This window comes from Lampropedia hyalina DSM 16112 (assembly GCF_900129055.1).
GTDB classification, from domain to species: Bacteria; Pseudomonadota; Gammaproteobacteria; order Burkholderiales; family Burkholderiaceae_C; genus Lampropedia; species Lampropedia hyalina.
Genome location: NZ_FQUZ01000002.1, coordinates 109,653 through 127,751, shown reverse-complemented (window position 1 = coordinate 127,751; position 18,099 = coordinate 109,653). Strand labels below are relative to the sequence as shown.

At 61.6% G+C, this 18,099-nt stretch carries 14 protein-coding genes; 6 read left to right on the top strand and 8 right to left on the bottom strand.

Annotated elements, in window-relative coordinates; all coding sequences use genetic code 11:
• Nucleotides 1-183 precede the first annotated feature (183 nt).
• Nucleotides 184-498 (bottom strand): hypothetical protein, encoded by a 315-nt coding sequence (locus tag BUE21_RS14635; RefSeq protein WP_159435782.1) that lies wholly within the window; start codon nucleotides 496-498, stop codon nucleotides 184-186.
• A gap of 18 nt (nucleotides 499-516) precedes the next feature.
• Here BUE21_RS14635 and BUE21_RS01450 point away from each other — a divergent pair, with 18 nt between their 5' ends.
• A complete protein-coding gene (locus BUE21_RS01450) occupies nucleotides 517-2,655 on the top strand; it encodes a DUF4214 domain-containing protein (RefSeq protein WP_159435781.1) in 2,139 nt (712 codons plus the stop codon).
• Nucleotides 2,656-2,839: 184 nt separating this feature from the next.
• Here BUE21_RS01450 and BUE21_RS01445 read toward each other — a convergent pair whose 3' ends face one another.
• Entirely contained in the window at nucleotides 2,840-4,723 is a 1,884-nt protein-coding gene (locus BUE21_RS01445) for a DEAD/DEAH box helicase (RefSeq protein ID WP_073353794.1), read from the bottom strand.
• A gap of 450 nt (nucleotides 4,724-5,173) precedes the next feature.
• Here BUE21_RS01445 and mutS point away from each other — a divergent pair, with 450 nt between their 5' ends.
• Complete coding sequence (mutS, locus tag BUE21_RS01440) at nucleotides 5,174-7,867, top strand: DNA mismatch repair protein MutS (protein WP_073353790.1); 2,694 nt, start codon at nucleotides 5,174-5,176, stop codon at nucleotides 7,865-7,867.
• A 25-nt stretch (nucleotides 7,868-7,892) separates the two neighbouring features.
• Nucleotides 7,893-8,705, top strand: a complete 813-nt coding sequence (locus BUE21_RS01435) for an SDR family oxidoreductase (protein WP_073353896.1) — start codon at nucleotides 7,893-7,895, stop codon at nucleotides 8,703-8,705.
• 95 nt (nucleotides 8,706-8,800) lie between these two features.
• Here BUE21_RS01435 and BUE21_RS01430 read toward each other — a convergent pair whose 3' ends face one another.
• The 3 genes from BUE21_RS01430 to BUE21_RS01420 all read right to left on the bottom strand — a co-directional run bounded on the left by BUE21_RS01430 (nucleotide 8,801) and on the right by BUE21_RS01420 (nucleotide 11,977).
• Nucleotides 8,801-9,190, bottom strand: a complete 390-nt coding sequence (locus tag BUE21_RS01430) for an RNA recognition motif domain-containing protein (protein ID WP_073353787.1) — start codon at nucleotides 9,188-9,190, stop codon at nucleotides 8,801-8,803.
• Nucleotides 9,191-9,415: 225 nt separating this feature from the next.
• On the bottom strand, nucleotides 9,416-10,258 hold the full coding sequence (locus BUE21_RS01425; protein ID WP_073353785.1) for an AAA family ATPase: 843 nt from the start codon (nucleotides 10,256-10,258) through the stop codon (nucleotides 9,416-9,418).
• 108 nt (nucleotides 10,259-10,366) lie between these two features.
• On the bottom strand, nucleotides 10,367-11,977 hold the full coding sequence (locus tag BUE21_RS01420; RefSeq protein WP_073353784.1) for a CYTH and CHAD domain-containing protein: 1,611 nt from the start codon (nucleotides 11,975-11,977) through the stop codon (nucleotides 10,367-10,369).
• Between the two features lie 223 nt (nucleotides 11,978-12,200).
• Between BUE21_RS01420 and BUE21_RS01415 the strand changes: the two genes are divergently transcribed.
• Nucleotides 12,201-13,361: an efflux RND transporter periplasmic adaptor subunit gene (locus BUE21_RS01415; protein WP_073353781.1), complete on the top strand. Its 1,161-nt coding sequence runs from the start codon at nucleotides 12,201-12,203 to the stop codon at nucleotides 13,359-13,361.
• A 387-nt stretch (nucleotides 13,362-13,748) separates the two neighbouring features.
• Here the strand turns inward: BUE21_RS01415 and BUE21_RS01410 are convergent, their stop codons facing one another.
• Nucleotides 13,749-13,964, bottom strand: coding sequence for a helix-turn-helix domain-containing protein (locus BUE21_RS01410; RefSeq protein WP_073353778.1), 216 nt, complete (start codon nucleotides 13,962-13,964; stop codon nucleotides 13,749-13,751).
• A 198-nt stretch (nucleotides 13,965-14,162) separates the two neighbouring features.
• Here BUE21_RS01410 and BUE21_RS14310 point away from each other — a divergent pair, with 198 nt between their 5' ends.
• Nucleotides 14,163-14,462: a hypothetical protein gene (locus tag BUE21_RS14310; protein WP_143164362.1), complete on the top strand. Its 300-nt coding sequence runs from the start codon at nucleotides 14,163-14,165 to the stop codon at nucleotides 14,460-14,462.
• 58 nt (nucleotides 14,463-14,520) lie between these two features.
• Nucleotides 14,521-14,865: a hypothetical protein gene (locus BUE21_RS14305; RefSeq protein ID WP_143164361.1), complete on the top strand. Its 345-nt coding sequence runs from the start codon at nucleotides 14,521-14,523 to the stop codon at nucleotides 14,863-14,865.
• Nucleotides 14,866-14,968: 103 nt separating this feature from the next.
• On the opposite strand, the gene BUE21_RS01405 is transcribed toward BUE21_RS14305, so the two are convergent.
• A complete protein-coding gene (locus tag BUE21_RS01405; RefSeq protein WP_073353775.1) occupies nucleotides 14,969-16,450 on the bottom strand; it encodes an NAD-dependent succinate-semialdehyde dehydrogenase in 1,482 nt (493 codons plus the stop codon).
• A gap of 40 nt (nucleotides 16,451-16,490) precedes the next feature.
• Nucleotides 16,491-17,936: an amino acid permease gene (locus tag BUE21_RS01400; protein WP_073353772.1), complete on the bottom strand. Its 1,446-nt coding sequence runs from the start codon at nucleotides 17,934-17,936 to the stop codon at nucleotides 16,491-16,493.
• Nucleotides 17,937-18,099: the final 163 nt, after the last annotated feature.

Here is an 18,099-nt window from a genome sequence, read left to right as displayed (position 1 = left end):
GTTTTTCCCGTGGTTTGGCTGTGAAAGAATGGGTCTATGAATATGTTGTTGCGAGTTGGTAGCGGGTCGGAATGTGGGCAGAAACACTGGCTCGGAGTGGGCTGGATTGCATGTGTTTTGTGTCTGATGGCCCTCTGGTATACCCAATCCGTTCGGGCGCAGGCATTGGATTCTTCCGGACAATCAGTCCTGCTGGAGCTTGATCTGGGCGATACCCTTAATCATGCCGATATGCTCCAACGCATGGATTTTCTGCCAGCGGGAGAATCCATCAAAATGAACCGGGTGTTGCTGGACGATGACACCGAGCATGCACTGGTTTTGCAGAAATTCGACCTGTACCATGCCGATGCCAGAATCATGGTGCAGCGCGATGGGGGTGAGCAATGGCAGTCCCCAAAAGAATACAGCCTGTTTCGGGGCCATATCGAGGGTGAACCCACCAGCCGGGTGTTCTGGATGAGTGACCGCGGTGGTGCCATGAGGGGTATTGTGCACCGTGATGGAGCCGTGTATGTGACCGAGATCCCAGTCGTGGCAGTCGATGGGGCCATCGCCCAGGTACCGGGTGAACGCGTGCGTGCCAGAAAAGTGGATGCTGCCAGTGATTTTGTGGATCGCGAATTCTCCTGCGCTCAGGACACGACATTTGCCAAGCCCATCGAGATTTTCAAGCAGGCAGACAAGGTCTTGAGCCATGCGAAGTTGGCCGCCAGCGTACCGGTCGATCCTGCCGGGATGCAGCGCGTGGCCAGCATGATCGTCGATACCGACTACGAGCTGGTTCAGAAGCTGGGCGGCGCCGACAGCGCGAGTGACTACATCACGGGGCTGATGGGCTATGTATCGAGCATTTACCAGGCGGAAGTGAATACGAGCCTGGAAATTTCCCGGCTTTATATCCGCGATTCAATCGACGACCCGTGGCGTGCCAGCACGGCTTCGGCGATTCTGTTCGAGGTGCAGGATTATTGGAACCAGCCCCCTTACAGCACGCAGCCACGGGATTTCGTCCATTTTCTCAGTGGCAAGGATGCGGGCGGTGGTGTGGCCTTCGTGGATGTGCTGGGCATGGAGGAAAAGGACTGGAGCTATTCCATCAGCACTGGAATAGTGGGCAAGTTCTCGCCGGAGAACCCCCAGGTGATCTGGGATTCGTATGTGGTGGCGCATGAGATTGGCCACAATTTTGGCAGTCCCCATACGCACGAATACGCTGGCATCGGGGAGGAGCGGCCCGTGGATTGCTGCTATGTCGATGCCTCGGATGATTATTGCTATGCCACCAATGGCAACCGCACCGGCATCGGCCAGTTGCCGGGCCTCAACTCCCTGACCGGAGGCGTGGCTCGCCGGGGGGCCGGAACCATCATGAGCTACTGCCAACTGGTTTCTCCCGGCGGGCTGGAGAATATCAGCATGAATATGGGAACGCAGCATACCCAGGGTGTTTTGCCCGAGCGCGTGCCCCAGTTGATGGCCAGCAATGCGGCACTGTATCTGCCATTGGTGCAGAAGATCAATATGCTTACCGTGGAGGTGCATGCCAGTGCGGGAACGGGAGGGAGTATCAGCCCCTCAGGAGAAATTCTGGTGGCGCAGGGAGAAGTGATGGGCTTCACGGTCACGCCCGATTCAGGATTCCAGATCGGCAGTGTCACTGGCTGTACGGGAACCCTGCTGGGAAATACCTACACCACTGGACGCATTCAGTCGGCATGCACTGTTCATGCCTCCTTTGTGCCCGACACACGCTCTGTGTCGCTCCAGGTGACGCATACGGGGCGCGGTGCTGTCCAGCTCTCCGACACTGGCGAAGTGGAGTTGCAGGCAGATGGCTCCATGCTTTTCAAGTTTTCTGTGGGCGCGTCGGTGATCCTGACGGCCATGCCTGATGCGGGATATGCCTTTGGGCAATGGTCGGGGGCATGCGCTGGCCAGGCCAATCCGTGCCATTTGGTGCTGACCGAGTCCATGTCGGCAGGAGCGGTTTTTGGCGCGTTGAAGCTGGGCGATTCCGCAGAATTTGTCCGACAGCAGTATCGGGATTTTCTGTGGAGGCAGGCCAATGAGGCCGATATTCTGTGGTGGCAAGGCCAATTGGATGCCGGTGTGCTCCAGCCTGAAGAACTGGTCGAGATTTTTCTGAATTCAGACGAATTCAATGGTGCCATTGCACCGATTGCCAGATTGTATTTTGCCTATTTCGACCGGATTCCCGACTCGGTGGGGTTGCGGTTCTGGATCGAGTCGGTATTGGGCAGTGGAAGCCTGGAGGCCGTATCGAAGGCTTTTGCCAGCTCCAATGAGTTTCTGGAACGGTATGGGCAGTTGAATGATGCCGACTTCATCGAGCGCGTTTACCAGAATGTGATGGCGCGCCCCAGTGACAGCACGGGCAAGCAGTTCTGGCAGTCACAACTGGAAAATGGCATCTCCCGTGGCCAGATGATGATTGACTTCTCTGAATCGGCAGAATATCGCCAGCGTAAAAGTGCCGATGTCTTTGTGGTGATGGCGTATGTGGGAATGTTGCAGCGTTCCCCCGATCAGGGCGGATTTGATTACTGGGTGAATCAAATCCGCCTGGGAGGGTTGGCTACGGGATTGATTGCCGGGATTCTGGCCTCTCCCGAATATCTGGCGAGATTCTGAACTCGCCAGTTCAGGAAACGCTGATTAATTCGTCCCGAGTCGCCGCGCCCCCTATCGGGATGGGCTGCAAGGCGGTTTTTGGGGTCAATAGTGGTGCTATTGACCCCAAAAGCCAACGCAGCAGACCGCCCGAGAGGGGGATGCGGCGGCCGGGAGGAATGATTCAGCGGTTCCTTCAGCTCAATCAATAGTGTGCATCGCGCTGGCGGCGTGCACCTTGCGGGGCGTTGCCGCTGCTCTTGAAGCCCTTGCCATTGGCTGGGCGGTTGCCGCTGCGTGGTGGGCGGGCATCCGCGCCGTTGCGTGCGCCGGAGTAATCGGAGGGCGCGTTGCCACGACTGCGACGCTGGGCGGGCTGGTCGCCACGGGATGCGCCGGTGTATGGTGCACGTGAGGGGCGTTGGCCTTCCCATTCGCGGCGTTCGGAATGGTCGTTGCGCCAGCCGCCTTGCTGCTCGCGTCCGTCCTGGCTGCGGGAGTCGCCTCGGGGTGCTCCGAATGGTTTGCCTGCACCGCGTTCGCCGCCCTGGTAGCTGCCACGTCCTGCGCTTTGGCCCTGGCCGTAGCCACCGCCGTGGCCTGAGCGGGCGTTGCCGCCTGGGCGGCCACCACCGTGGCGGCTGTTGCGGCTGTCTCTGCCATCGCCGCGTCCGCCGCCGTTGTTGCGCCATTCGGGAATCGATTGGCGCGGCTCCAGTCCGGGCCAGACCACGGCCTGGAGTTTCTGGCGGGTGAAGGATTCGATTTCGAAGATGCGGCGGCGGTCGCGGTACTCGGCGAATGTCACGGCCAGCCCTTCACGCCCGGCGCGGCCGGTGCGGCCAATGCGGTGGGTGTAGTCTTCGGCTTTCATCGGCAGGCCGTAGTTGAAGACGTGGGTGATGGTGGGTACGTCGATGCCGCGTGCGGCCACATCGGTGGCGACCAGAATCTGCACTCGGCCATCGCGCAGGGCGGCCAGGCGGCGCATGCGCATGCCTTGCCCCAGCGCACCGTGCAGGGCCACGGCACTGAAGCCGGCCTCATGCAGGTCGGTGGCCAGTTCGTCGCACTCGATCTGGGTGCTGGCAAACACGATGGCCTGGTCGATTTCCGGGCTGCGCAGCCAGGCATCCAGCAACTGGCGTTTGTGCTCGGGGGTGTCGGCCCAGAACAGCTTCTGCGTGATGTTCTCGTGCTTGATCTGCGGGCTGGCAATCTCGATTTTCTGGGCGTTGCGGCCGTTGTCGTGCATCACGCTCATGGCCAGCTTCTGGATGCGTGGTGCAAATGTGGCACTGAACATCATGGTCTGGCGGCGTTGCTCGGTCAGGCGGCTGATTTCTTCGAGGTCTTCGGCAAAGCCCAGGTCCAGCATGCGGTCGGCTTCGTCGAGCACCAGGAACTGCACGCCTTCGAGCTTGATCTGGCCGCTGCGCTGCAAGTCCAGCAGGCGACCCGGTGTGGCCACGACCAGACGGGCGTTCTGCAACTGGGCGATCTGCTTGGGGTAGGGCAGGCCACCGATGACGCTGGCAATGCGAATGCCCCGGTTGTGGCGGATCAGGTCGATGGCATCGTTGGCCACCTGCATGGCCAGCTCACGGGTGGGGCACAACACCAGCGCGCCGGGTTCGGCAGCGGTGAACTTGCGGTTGAGCGGGTTCTTGCGGCGGGGCTTTCTGGGGGCTTCCTCGCCACGCGCCAGGGCCTCTGCCACGCCGCGCTCAAAGTCGGCTTTTTCCTGTTCCTTGGCCTTGATGTCCATCTCGATCAGGGTGTGCAGCACGGGCAGCAGGAAGGCGGCGGTCTTGCCACTGCCGGTCTGGCTGGAGACCATCAGGTCCACATAGTGGGCAGACTGCTGGGCATCGGCCTTTTGCAGGGCCAGCGGAATGGCACGAAGCTGCACGGGCGTGGGCTGGGTGTAACCCATGTCGCTGACGGCCTGGAGCAGTTCAGGGGCCAGGCCCAGCGCGGCAAAGGCGTTGTCTGCGCCGGATGGGGTTTGGGGGGTGTGGTCGTCCACTGCGGGCGACGAAGCCACGGCAGAAGTAGCCTCGGCAGTGGAGGAAGGAATGTAGGTCATGGTATGGGTGCTTTCGATGCAGGAACGAGCCTGTCACGGCTGCGGGTACACGAGTACTGTGACGCGGCCGTGGGCAAGGTTTCGTTGGTGGTTCAAACATCAGCCATCAAACGAAACCAGCCGGAGAAAACACGCTGGGGGCAATGGTCGGTTGCCGGGCCGTCGCACACGAGGAGGGCCAAGGGCAAAAGCTGCCAAGGATGAAGGACGATGCACAAAAAACAAGGCTCTCACAGCCTTGGTTGGCGTTGGTGGAGCCAAGCCGAGCATTGTCGCACAAAAGGCAAATTTTGTGGAATTATTTATTGTGCCCGAGTGCAGGCTGGCACAATGCCAGAGGTTTCACCGCCACGCTGCCAGTGGCTGGCTTTCATTCCTATTTTTGTTCATGCGGTTCCTGCCCGTGCCCGTCGGCCAGAATGTGGCAGAGCCGATTGCTACCGATCCCCCATGCGCAAACCCGACCCATCCGCCCCCACCCCGATGATGCAGCAGTATCTGGCACTCAAGAGCCAGCATCCGAACATTCTGCTGTTCTACCGCATGGGCGATTTTTATGAGTTGTTTTACGACGATGCCAAGAAAGCCGCGCGGCTGCTCAACATCACGCTGACTGCGCGCGGCCAGTCGGGGGGACAGCCGATCCCGATGGCAGGTGTGCCGTTTCATTCGGTCGAAACCTATCTGGCGCGGCTCATCAAGTTGGGCGAGTCGGTGGCGATCTGCGAGCAGATCGGCGATCCCGCCACCAGCAAGGGGCCGGTGGAGCGCAAGGTGGTGCGCGTCATCACGCCCGGCACGCTGACCGACACGGCCCTGCTGGCCGACAAGCACGAGGCCGTGCTGCTGGCCCTGAGCGAGCAGGGCAAGGGCCGCAACGCGCTGATGGGGCTGGCCTGGATGAGTGTGACGCAGGGGCTGGTGCAACTGGCGCAGTGCCTGCCGCAGGAGCTGGGGGCGTGGCTGGATCGCATCGGCCCCAGCGAGGTCATTTACAGCGCGGCAGCCAGCGAGGGGCTGGAGAATCTGTTGCAGCAGCGCAAGAGCAGCGGCACCAGCCATGCGGCCTTGCAAACCCAGCCCGCCTGGCATTTCGAGGCCGAACTGGGTGAGCGCGGCCTGAAGGAACATTTGCAGGCCGCCAGTCTGCAAGCCTGGTCTGCCGATGATCTGCCCGCAGCCCATGCCGCCAGTGCGGCCTTGCTGCACTACGCCCAGCACACGCAAGGGCGCAAGCTGCAACACATTCAGGGCATTGTGGTGCAGCGCGACGACGAATTGCTGCACCTGCCCGCCACCACCCAGCGCAACCTGGAGTTGGTGCAGACCCTGCGCGGCGAGAGCAGCCCCACGCTGTTCTCGCTGCTGGACACCTGTGCCACCAGCATGGGCAGCCGCAGGCTCAAAAGCTGGCTGCTCATGCCCCGGCGCGACCGCCAGCAGGCCCAGGCGCGGCTGGACTGCATTGCCCAGTTGCGCGACGAATTCGCCCCCCTGCCGCTGTGGGAGCGGTTGCAGCAGGCTTTGCGCCAGGTGGCCGATGTGGAGCGCATCAGCGCGCGCATCTCGCTGGAACAGGTGCGCCCGCGCGAGCTGGTCGCCTTGCGCCACACCCTGCGCCATGCGGCCGAGCTGGCGCAGATCGCCCTGCCTGCCGATTCGCCGGTGCAGCGTCTGTTGCGGCAACTGCCGCCCCCGCCGGGCGTGGCCGATCTGTTGCAGGCGGCCATTCTGGACGAGCCAGCGGTGCTCATTCGCGATGGTGGGGTCATGGCCGCCGGTTTCGATGCCGAACTCGATGAACTGCGCGGTATCCGCGACCACTGTGACGATTTCCTGCTGGCCCTGGAAGGGCGCGAGCGCGCCCGCACCGGCATTGCCAATCTGCGCGTGCAGTACAACAAGGTACATGGTTTCTACATCGAAGTCTCGCAAGGACAGGCGGACAAAGTGCCCGACGACTACCGCCGCCGCCAGACCCTGAAGAATGCCGAACGCTTCATCACGCCGGAGCTGAAAGCCTTCGAGGACAAGGCCCTGTCCGCGCAAGAGCGTGCGCTGGCCCGCGAGAAATACCTCTACGCCCAATTGCTGACGCAGTTGCAGCCGCACATTCACGCACTGATGCAACTGGCGGGCGCGCTGGCCGAGCTGGACGTGCTGTGCACGCTGGCCGAGCGTTCGCTCACGCTGGGCTGGAGCGCGCCGCAGTTCAGCATCGAGCCGTGCATCGACATCGAACAGGGCCGCCACCCGGTGGTGGAGGCGCGGCTGGCCGAAACCACGCAGACCCCGTTCATTGCCAACGACACGCGCATGGGCGGGCGCACGCGCATGCAGATCATCACCGGCCCCAACATGGGCGGCAAGTCCACCTACATGCGGCAGGTTGCCCTGATCGTGCTGCTGGCGAGCATCGGCAGCCATGTGCCTGCCGCACACTGTCGGCTGGGGCCAATCGACGGCATCCACACCCGCATCGGGGCAGCCGACGATCTGGCCAATGCGCAATCCACCTTCATGCTGGAGATGACCGAGGCGGCGCAGATTCTGCACACCGCCACGGCACACTCGCTGGTGCTGATGGATGAAATCGGCCGGGGCACTTCCACCTACGACGGTCTGGCACTGGCGGGCAGCATTGCCACACACCTGCACGACAAGACCCAGGCCTTCACGCTGTTCGCCACCCATTACTTCGAGCTGACGCAACTGCCCGCCAGCCTGCCCCATGCCGTGAACATGCACGTCACCGCCGCCGAAACCGGCCAGCGCATCGTGTTCCTGCACGAATTGCAGCCCGGCCCGGCCAGCCGCAGCTACGGCATCCAGGTGGCCAGGCTGGCCGGAATGCCTGCCGCGCTGATTCACCATGCCCGCCATACGCTGGAGCGGCTCCAGCAGCAGGAACAGGGGCACAGCCCGCAGGCTGATCTGTTTGCCGATGCAGCGCAAGCCGGAGCCGTGGACGGTGCGCCAGCGTCTGTGCCATCGCCACAGCCCGCCTCGCCCGCAGAACCTGCCTTGCAGGAGCTGGCCGATGCACTCGCACGGCTGGACGTGGACAACCTCACCCCCCGCGCGGCTCTGGATGCCCTGTACGCATTGCAGGCCATGTTGCCCGATGCGGCATCCGCCCGCTGAACACCGCCACCGAAAGCCATTGGCCATGTCCCGTCCTGCCGCACCCCGTTCCCCATTGCCACTGGTCTTCATCACCGGCGCGTCCAGCGGTCTGGGGCAGGCATTGGCTGCACACTATGCCGCACAGGGCTGGCGGCTGGCACTGGTGGCACGCCGAGTCGAGGCCATGCAGGCCTGGGCGCAGGCACGAAACCTGCCGCCCGCGCAATATGCTGTGTACGGAGCCGATGTCAGCCAGCCCGCCAGCATCCAGGCGGCGACACAGCACTGCCTGCAACAGCAGGGCGTGCCCGACGTGGTGATTGCGAACGCAGGCATCAGCCACGGCGTGGACAGTGGTCGCCGGGGCGATCTGGCCGTCATGCAGCGCATCTGGGCGACCAACAACCTGGGCATGGCCGCCACCTTCCAGCCCTTCATCCAGCCCATGCAGCAGCGCGGCAGTGGCACGCTGGTGGGCATTGCCAGCGTGGCGGGCGTGCGCGGCCTGCCCGGCCACGGTGGCTATTGCAGCAGCAAGGCCGGGGTCATCGCCTATTGCGAAAGCCTGCGCGGGGAACTGCGCGGCACGGGTGTGAAAGTCACCACCATCAGCCCCGGCTTCATTGCCACGCCGATGACGGCAGACAACCCATTCCCCATGCCGTTCCTGATGCCTGCCGACCGCTTTGCCGCCAAGGCCTATGCGGTCATCGAAGCACAGCGCAGTTACTGCGTGATTCCGTGGCAAATGGGCTGGGTGGCGCGCCTGTTGCGGGTACTGCCCGATGCCGTCTTCGATCGCGCACTGGCTGGACGCGGGCGCAAGCCACGCAGCAAAGAGGGCGATTCGCTGTAACAAGGACGTAAAAGGACGTAAAAAAACCGGCCACAAAAGCCGGTTTTTTTGTTCAACCCCTGCTGGACAATCACCGGCAGGGGTTGAATGGGGAATCAGTAACCGCCTTGGTTGCCACCGCGCGAGCCACCGTAGGGGCTGCGGAAGCCACCGCCGCCGCCTTCGCCGCCACGGCCACCGCCGAAGCCGCCGCCACTGCGACCACCACCGAAGCCACCGCTGCGGGGGGGACGGGGTTCCAGCGGACGGGCTTCATTGACCACCACGTTACGGCCGCCCAGAGGCTGACCGTTCAGGCCGTTGATGGCATCCTGGGCTTCTGCGTCGGAAGCCATTTCCACGAAACCAAAACCCTTGGAACGGTTGGTGTCACGCTCCATCATGACCTTGGCACTGGTGACCACGCCGAATTGGCTGAACGCCTGCTCCAGATCGCCGTCGCGAACCGAGTAGGGAAGATTGCCGACATACAACTTATTGCCCATGAAAGGGACTCCTAAAAACACATTGACTGAAGCGATGGAGCCCCGGAGCCGCGTTAGCGAGAAACCCCTCTACTGCGCACTGAAACCTGTAAATCACCGCAAACTGAAATCGGGACAAAGCCCGTAAGCATTATCTACCGATTGTCGTGACGATTTCTTGAAATATTTTGCAGAGTGTGGCAAGAAAGTCGCATTCTTTGCTCAGGTTTTCGAGTTTTCGGGTCTTCAGCGATTGCGCTGATTCATGAACACCAGTCGTTCCAGCAGGTTCACGTCTTGTTCGTTTTTCAGCAGTGCGCCCACCAGCGGCGGCAGGGACAGCTTGCCCTCCTGACTGCGCAGGGCTTCGGGTGCGATTTCTTCGGCCAGCAGCAGGCGCAGCCAGTCCACCAGTTCGCTGGTGGAGGGTTTTTTCTTCAGGCCGGGAACACTGCGGATTTCGTAGAAGCTGCGCATGGCCGCATCCAGCAGCGCGCCCTTGAGGTTCGGGAAATGCACCTGCACGATCTGCTGCATGGTGTCGGCTTCCGGGAACTTGATGTAGTGGAAGAAGCAGCGGCGCAGGAACGCATCGGGCAGCTCCTTCTCGTTGTTCGAGGTGATGAACACGATGGGCCGCTGGCGTGCCCGCACCAGTTCGCGGGTTTCGTACACATGGAATTCCATGCGGTCGAGTTCGCGCAGCAGGTCGTTGGGGAATTCGATGTCGGCCTTGTCGATTTCGTCGATCAACAGTGCAGTGGGCTGTTCGGCGGTGAAGGCCTGCCAGAGCACGCCCTTGACGATGTAGTTGTGGATGTCCTTGACGCGATCATCGCCCAGTTGCGAGTCGCGCAGGCGGCTGACCGCATCGTATTCGTACAGGCCCTGCTGGGCCTTGGTGGTCGATTTGATGTGCCACTGCAACAGGTTCAGTCCCAGTGCCTGGGCGACTTCCTCTGCCAGCATGGTCTTGCCGGTGCCGGGTTCGCCTTTGACCAGCAGCGGGCGTTGCAGGGCAATGGCGGCATTGACGGCCAGTTTCAAATCCTGGGTGGCAACATAGTTCTGTGAACCATCGAATTTCATGGCATTCCTTTTTTTCTTGACAAAGCACAGGGGCAGCCTGTCTGCCTGCCCCTGATGAATCTTTGCAATGATAGCGGCCAAATGGCCGTGGCCGCCGGTGTGGTGTGACTACGCCTTGTCCCAGAAGCGTGGCGCGGTTTTCAGGCTTTGCAGTTGGCGGGCGCAGTCGCTGGCCAGGCTGTGCTGGCGGGCGGCAAACCAGCCCACGCCGAACCAGGCGCGTGGCTCGGTCTGGCTCAGGCTTTGGTAGGTGGCCAGCGCGACGACTTCGTCGTTGTAGCCGCCCAGTGCGTCTTGTGCCGGGCGCAGTTGGCCCAGGTAGGCGTTGCTGGCACGCTTGTCGAACAGCGGCTGCACAAACTCCAGCAGGTAGCGCAGGCGTTTGAGGCGTTTGCGGGTGCGGTGCCGGTCTTCCATGTCCAGCTTCATGAACTGCTTGCCATCGCGCAGACTGGCGGCGTGCAGGCGTTTGAGGCGCAGGCGCAGGTAGCGGTGGGTGGTGTCCGCATCCATGACGGCGGGCAGGGCATCGATGGTTTGTGCCTCGGCTTCGTCGTCGCTGGTTGTTGCCTCTACGGCTTGTGCGAGGGCCTGCTGCTGGTTGGCCATGTCGCGCAGCAGGTGTGGGTCTTGTGCCGTCAGGCCGATCAAGCCCAGCAGTGCGGTCTGGAAGGCGGGCGTGCGCACGATGTCGCTGGCCGGGCGGGTTTCGCCGCTGGCGGGCAGGTCAAGTTCCGGCCCGCCGGCAGCCAGCAATTGCGCCTGGGCGGTTTCCAGCACCTCTTCGCGGTCGCGCAATTCCCCCAGTGCGCGGAAGGCCGCCACCAGTGGGGCTTCCCACTGCGGCTTGATGAGCGTGGGAGCCAGCGGTGCGAGTTCGCGCAGGGCCGTGCGCAAACGCCGGATGCCGATGCGCAACTGGTGAACCTGTTCGGCATCGTCACTGCCTGCTCCCACTTCGCTGGCGTTGGGCAGGATTTGTGCCAGGCACGAGGCCAGCGCGGCCTGCAACACCACCGCACCGTGGGGCGATTGCATCTGCGCCGGGCGGTAGCGCACACTGGCGGCCTTGACCGGGGGCACTTCTGTCAGTCCCTGGCGCAGGCGTTCGCCGCGCTCGGCCTTGCTGACGGTGCTGAACCACAGGCCGTGGCGCGTGGCCCAGCGTTGTGCCAGAGCCGTGAGTTCGTCGATGTGGCCGCGAATCAGCTCCAGTTCCAGCTCCAGCACCTCGGTTTTCACGGTGGCTGCCGGGTTGCCGGGATCGGCGGCGGCAATGTGGCCGCTGTCCAGTGCCAGTTCCACCCAGCCACCGGGAATGCGCAGCAGCCGCGTCAGTCGCCAGATGTCGGTGCTGTAGGTCAGTGCCAGCGGCTGTTCGGTATCTGCCAGGGCCTGGGCCAGTGCGTCCCCGGCGGGGGTTCCCGCATGGAGGTTCGGGTCTGGCTCGGGGGCCACTCCGGCGGGGAATACGCCCAGGTCCACGTTGTGCTCCAGCCGCTGGATGGCGTCGGCTCCAGCCGCCTTGACGGTCTGAATCCAGCGTCGCTCCTCTTTGCGCACCCGCAGCGCGATGCCACGGGAGGTGAGGGCATTGTCGGCCGTGTCGAAGTAACGGGCCTGCAAATGGGTGCGGGTGACTGCGCCACGCCGCACGGCTGCTTCCACGGCCTGATGCCGCTGGGGGGGAATACCGAACTTGAATTCTATTTCTGTCATAGCAATGGGGGAAAACCGCAAAAAGCACTGCCCCGTAGAAGGGATAGACAGTGCTCGAACCATCTTCGCATGGCATCCCTGCAAAAATGATGAAAGTCCCTACACCTGTGTGTCCGCCCACAATGCCGGGTTCCATGCCCCTGTTTTTCCATACTGGGGATAATCGGCCCTCTCGTACCTTGTTTTCTGGTCTTTTCACTTCATCACCGTTGCTTTCATTCCCATGCGCCCAACCCTGACCCGAGTTTCCATTGTTCTGGCCCTGTGTGTTGCGGGTGTGGCTGCATGGTGGTGGCAACAGCCGGAACGCCGTGCACCTGCTGCGACGGCCGTGCCTGCGGCTGCACCGGCGCGTTCGCTGCCACTCATCGAAGTGCAGCGGGTGCGCACGCTGCCCATGCGCGATGAAGTGCAGGCCACCGGCACGTTGGTTTCGCGCCAGAGCGTCAGCCTGCGCCCCCAGGCCAGCGGCATGGTCACCCGCATCCACTTCAAGGATGGCCAGCAGGTGCGCAAGGGGCAGGTGCTGCTGGAGCAGGACAGCCAGTTGCAGCGTGCCCAGTTGCAGCAGGCCCAGGCCGAAATGGGCCTCGCCCGTGCCAACCACCAGCGCAACCGTGAACTGGTGGCCAAGGGCTTCATCAGCCAGCGCGGCCTGGACGAAAGTGCTGCCGACCTGCAAGTGGCCCAGGCCAGGCTGGCACTGGCGCAGACCACCGTGGAGCGACTGCGGCTGGTGGCCCCGTTCGATGCCGTGGCGGGCATTGGCCGGGTGCATGTGGGCGACTACCTGCGCGAAGGCGACGAAGTCGTCAGCCTGCAAGACATGGCCGTGATGCACGTGGACTTCCGCCTGCCGGAGCGGTATTTGCCGCAGTTGTCCGTCGGCCAGCCCGTGCAGTTCAGCGTCGATGCCCTGCCTGGTGAAACCCACACTGCCGAATTGATGGCCATCGACCCGTTGATCGACGAACAGGGCCGCTCGATTGCGATTCGCGCCCGCCTGCCCAACCCGCAGTACCGCCTGCGACCCGGCATGTTCGCGCGGCTCTCGCTGTTGCTGGAAGAACGCCCCGACGCGCTGGCCGTGCCCGAAGAGGCCGTGCTCTCCAATGCCGAAGGGGCCAGCGTCATCCGCATCACCCCAGCTTCGACCACGGCAGAGGCTGAAGCTGGTGTGTACCAGAGCGAACGGGTGGCCGTGCAACTGGGACTGCGCCAGCCCGGCTGGGTGGAAGTGCGCGAAGGACTGGCTGCCGCAGACGTGGTGATGACGGCCGGACAGCACCGCGTCAGCAACAGTGGTCAGCGGCTGCGTGTGGCGCAATGGCCGGAAGACGCGACGGCAGCTGCGCCACAGAGCGGCCCATCGTCGGAACCCTGAAACGGTGTTGTGCCTGGGGCAGGGTTCTCTGCCACACGGAATCAATTGACGCATTGACTCCAACGCTGGGGTGAATCTGATGGATGACACGCCCTAATGACTACTGATTTCCCTGCGTTTCTGGCAAAGCCCGACTTCCATTTCCACCATTCGTGAACTGACCATTGCCCTGTCATTGCGGCGAAGGCCGCAATCCAGTGACGACGTTGAAAAAACACCGGTATTGCCCAATGGCACATGGGGTGACTGGATTGCGGCCTTCGCCGCAATGACGACAGCTAGTGTGTCAAAGGCCGTTGCAATGGCCACATGCGCCGCCTTGCGCTGCATCCCACTGGCGGGCGCGGGCTTACCGCAAGAGTTTTGCAGACCTTCCCTAGATGATATTCAGAGGTTCTCGAACAGTTTGCTGACCGGGACATTCAGCGCAGCTGCCAGCGTCTCGATGGCATCCATCGACAGATTCGCGCCACCGGTTTCGATGCGGCTCATATAGGCACGCACATAGCCGCAACGGTCGGCGAATGCTTCCTGTGTGAAGCCCGCTGACTTGCGCAACTCTCGCACACGTTGGCCGAAACGCTTTCGCAGGGATAGGTACATCCCGCGTTTCTATAAAAAGTTCACCAATCGTGACACATACTGATCGTGACATGTATACTAATAGTGACATTTGGTGTTGCATTAGAAGTGTCTACATTGATGGCACGCCCTAGCCAGCAAGGCTTAATGAACACACAAAGTTGCATGAATTCATATAGTTTAAATTCATGTTGTTCATATAATTAACAAAGGAAAACTGTGAAAAAAATTACTTGTATCTTGTGTTGCCTGTTTTTGGCTGCATGTTCAGGGATTTCGGACAATGAAAAAAAAGAGGCTGAGAAAGCATGCGTAGATTTTGTGAGTAAAAATGTTGATTTTTCTGTGGATGCGGAGGCTTTTGATATTTATAAAAAGAAAGGAAATATAGTTGTGGAGGTTGGCTATAAGAAAAAATATGGAGGGGATACTTATTCGATGCGCCTTTGTGTGATTGATGAAGAAAGAGGGTATATATTTTCGCCTAGCGTATTTAATGAGAGTGAGTGGAGTAGATAAGAAGATTTTATATCTTACTTGCTTTTGTTTTGTATTGAAATACTATGAAAGTGCTTATATGAAAAAGATGGTTCTACCAATGCTGACCATTCCGTTGCTGAGTGGTTGTGGTCGGATACAGGATACGGTGCATCATGTGAAAATGGCGAACAGTATTCTGTCTTTTGCGCCTTTGGTTTTTTCCTTGGTTACGCTGGTTGCCAGTATTATTCTGCTGCATCGCGCAAGGACGAAGTCTGCATCTATTTTCTGCATTGTTTGTCTACTGGCATGTGTGGCCCAGTGGCTTGGGCTATTTGGTAATCCGAGCATTGTAAATCCCAAGCCGATTGTTGCTGCATTGGCAATACAGTCGTTCGGAATTCTTTATTATGCTTGTGCACGAAATAGTTATTGGGATTGATAGGCTAGGATAGCCAAGGGCATATCCCGCCATGACGCAAAAAAAGGCGGAATACGCTATCGTTATTCCGCCTGATGATTTTGCTGTCTGGATAACCGTGGGTTTACTTCAGGATGTCGCCCACGCAGAGGTATTTGATTTCCAGGTATTCGTCCATGCCGTGGCGGGAGCCTTCGCGGCCCAGGCCGGATTGTTTCACGCCGCCAAACGGGACGTGTTCGGTGGCGATGATGCCGACGTTGATGCCCACCATGCCGTATTCGAGGGCTTCGCCGACGCGGAAGATGCGGCCTACGTCGCGGCTGTAGAAGTAGCTGGCGAGGCCGAATTCGGTGGCGTTGGCGGCGGCAATGGCTTCGGCTTCGGTGTGGAAACGGAACACCGGGGCGAGCGGGCCGAAGGTTTCTTCGCGGGCGACCTTCATGTCGGCGGTGGCTTCGGCAATGACGGTGGGGGCGAAGAACTGGCCGTGCAGTCGCTGGCCGCCGGTGAGCACCTTGCCACCCTTGGCGACGGCATCATCGACGTGGCTTTGCACTTTGTCGAGGGCGGCGGGTTCGATCAGCGGCCCCTGCACCACGCCGTCCTCGAAGCCGTTGCCGACCTTGAAGGCGGCGACGCGGGCGGCGAATTTCTCGACGAAGGCATCGTACACGCTGTCCTGCACATACAGGCGGTTGGCGCAGACGCAGGTCTGGCCTGCATTGCGGTATTTGCTGGCAATCGCTCCTTCCACGGCGGAGTCGATGTCGGCATCGTCAAAGACGATGAACGGGGCGTTGCCGCCCAGTTCGAGGGCCAGTTTCTTGACGGTGGGGGCGCACTGGGCCATGAGGATGCGGCCCACTTCGGTGCTGCCGGTGAAGCTGAGGTGGCGCACGATGTCGCTTTCGCACAGCAGCTTGCCGATGGCAATGCTCTGCTCGCTGTCGGCGGTGAGCACGTTCACCACGCCGGCAGGGATGCCCGCGCGTTGCGCCAGTTCGGCCACGGCCAGGGCAGTGAGCGGGGTGAGTTCGGCGGGCTTGATGACGACCGTGCAGCCTGCGGCCAGTGCCGGGGCGACCTTGCGGGTAATCATGGCCAGCGGGAAGTTCCACGGGGTGATGGCGGCGCACACGCCAATGGGCTGCTTGATGACGAGCAGGCGGCGGTTGTTGTCGAACTGCGGCAGGGTTTCGCCGTTGCCGCGCTTGGCTTCTTCGGCGTACCACTCGACGAAGCTGGCACCGTAGGCGACTTCGCCCCGGGTTTCGGCCAGCGGTTTGCCCTGTTCGGCGGTCATGATGCGTGCGAGGTCTTCCTGGTGCTGGGTGAGCAACTGGAACCAGCGCAGCAGCAGGGCATGGCGTTGCTTGCCGGTGAGGTTGCGCCAGGCAGGCCATGCGGCGTTGGCGGCATCGATGGCCTGCTGTGCCTGGGCCACGCTGAGATTGGCCACGTCGGCCAGGTGCTGGCCGGTGGCGGGGTCGTGCACGGCAAAGCGGCTGGCGGCGGTTTCCCACTGGCCGTTGATGAGGGCATCGGTCTGGAGTAGGCTGGGGTCTTGCAGCAGCGAGAGCGGGGTGGTGTTGGCTTGTGTCATGGTATGGGGTGTATGGGTCGGAACGAAAGTCAAAAGGGTATCAGATGCGGGATGCCGTGGGGGTGGCAGTGGATGCCAGGGCGGCGGCCTTGTCGTTGCGCGAGTGCACGACGAAACCGGCGATCACGACGATGAGGGCGGCCACGCCGGTGGAGATGACCAGCGGGCGGTATTCCGCAACGAACAGCATGGTGATGAGCGAGCCGATGATGAAGACGATGACGGCATAGGTCAGCCACGGGAACAGCCACATCTTGAGGCGGATGGGCTTGCCTTCGGCTTCGAGCTTGCGGCGCATCTTGAGCTGGGAGAAGGCGACGACCAGATAGACAAGCATGGCGATCATGCCGGTGGTGTTCATCAGCACGTCCAGGATGTCCTTGGGGCGCAGTGCGTCGATGAAGTTGATGATGGCGATGAGGACGGCCAGCGAGCAGGAGGCGATGACGGCATAGACGGGAATGCCGGTGTTGCCACGGGTCTGCATCAGCATCCTGGGGGCATCACCGCGCTTGGCCAGCGAGTACAGCATCCGCGAGGCGGTGTAGTGGGCGGAGATCAGGCAACTGCTCACCGAGGTCAGCACGACGAAGTTCATGACCCATTGCGCACCGGGGATGCCCAGCAGCTCCAGGGTGCGGCGGTACGAGCCGTAGCCGGACTGGCCCAGCATCGGGTCGTTCCACGGCACCAGCGCGACGATCAGGAAGATGGAGCCGATGTAGAACAGGCAGATGCGCCAGACCACGGAGTTGGTGGCCTTGACGATCTGGTCGGCGGGGTTCTTCGATTCGGAGGCGGCGATGGTGACGATTTCCGCGCCGAGGAAGGCGAACATCACCCCGAGCATGGCGACGATGACGGCCTTGAAGCCGTTGGGCATGAAGCCGCCCTGTGCCGTAAGGTTGGAGATGCCGCGCACTTCGCCGGTGGGCCAGAGGTTCACCACGGCCAGCGTACAGACGAGGATGAAGCAGACGATGGCGATGACCTTGATGAGCGCGAACCAGAACTCGAATTCACCATAGTTCCTGACGTTGAAGAAGTTCACCAGAATCAGCAAGGAGGTGGCCACCAGCGTGAAGACGTTGATCGAAATCTGCGGGAACCATTCGTGCAGGATCATGCCGGCGACATAGGCTTCCCAGGCCATCAGCAAGGCCCAGAACCACCAGTACAGCCAGCCGATGGTGAAGCCGGCCCAGCGGCCAATGGCCTGGTCGGCATAGGTGGAGAAGGAGCCGGTATCGGGTGCGGAGGTGGCCATCTCGCCGAGCATGCGCATGATGAGCATGACGACGATGCCCCCGGCAGCGTAGGCCAGGATGACGGCAGGGCCGGTGTTGGCAATGATTTTGCCCGAGCCAACGAAAAGGGCCGCACCAATGACCCCGGCAATCGACATCATGGTCAGGTGGCGGGTCTTGAGTGCGGCCTTGAGCTGGTTGCCTTCGTGTGTGGCAGAAGGATCATGGGTGTTGGACATGGTTGGGTTCCTTGGAGGGGGAGGCTGGTCGGTTGCAACACCCACGAAAACGCACCATGCAGCACCGCCACGCCCCACCGGGGGATGATTGGGAGCGTGCTTTCGATCCGCTCCCGCGATTGCCCGCCCGTCTGGCGGGCGGAGGGCCTGGCGGATTCGCCGC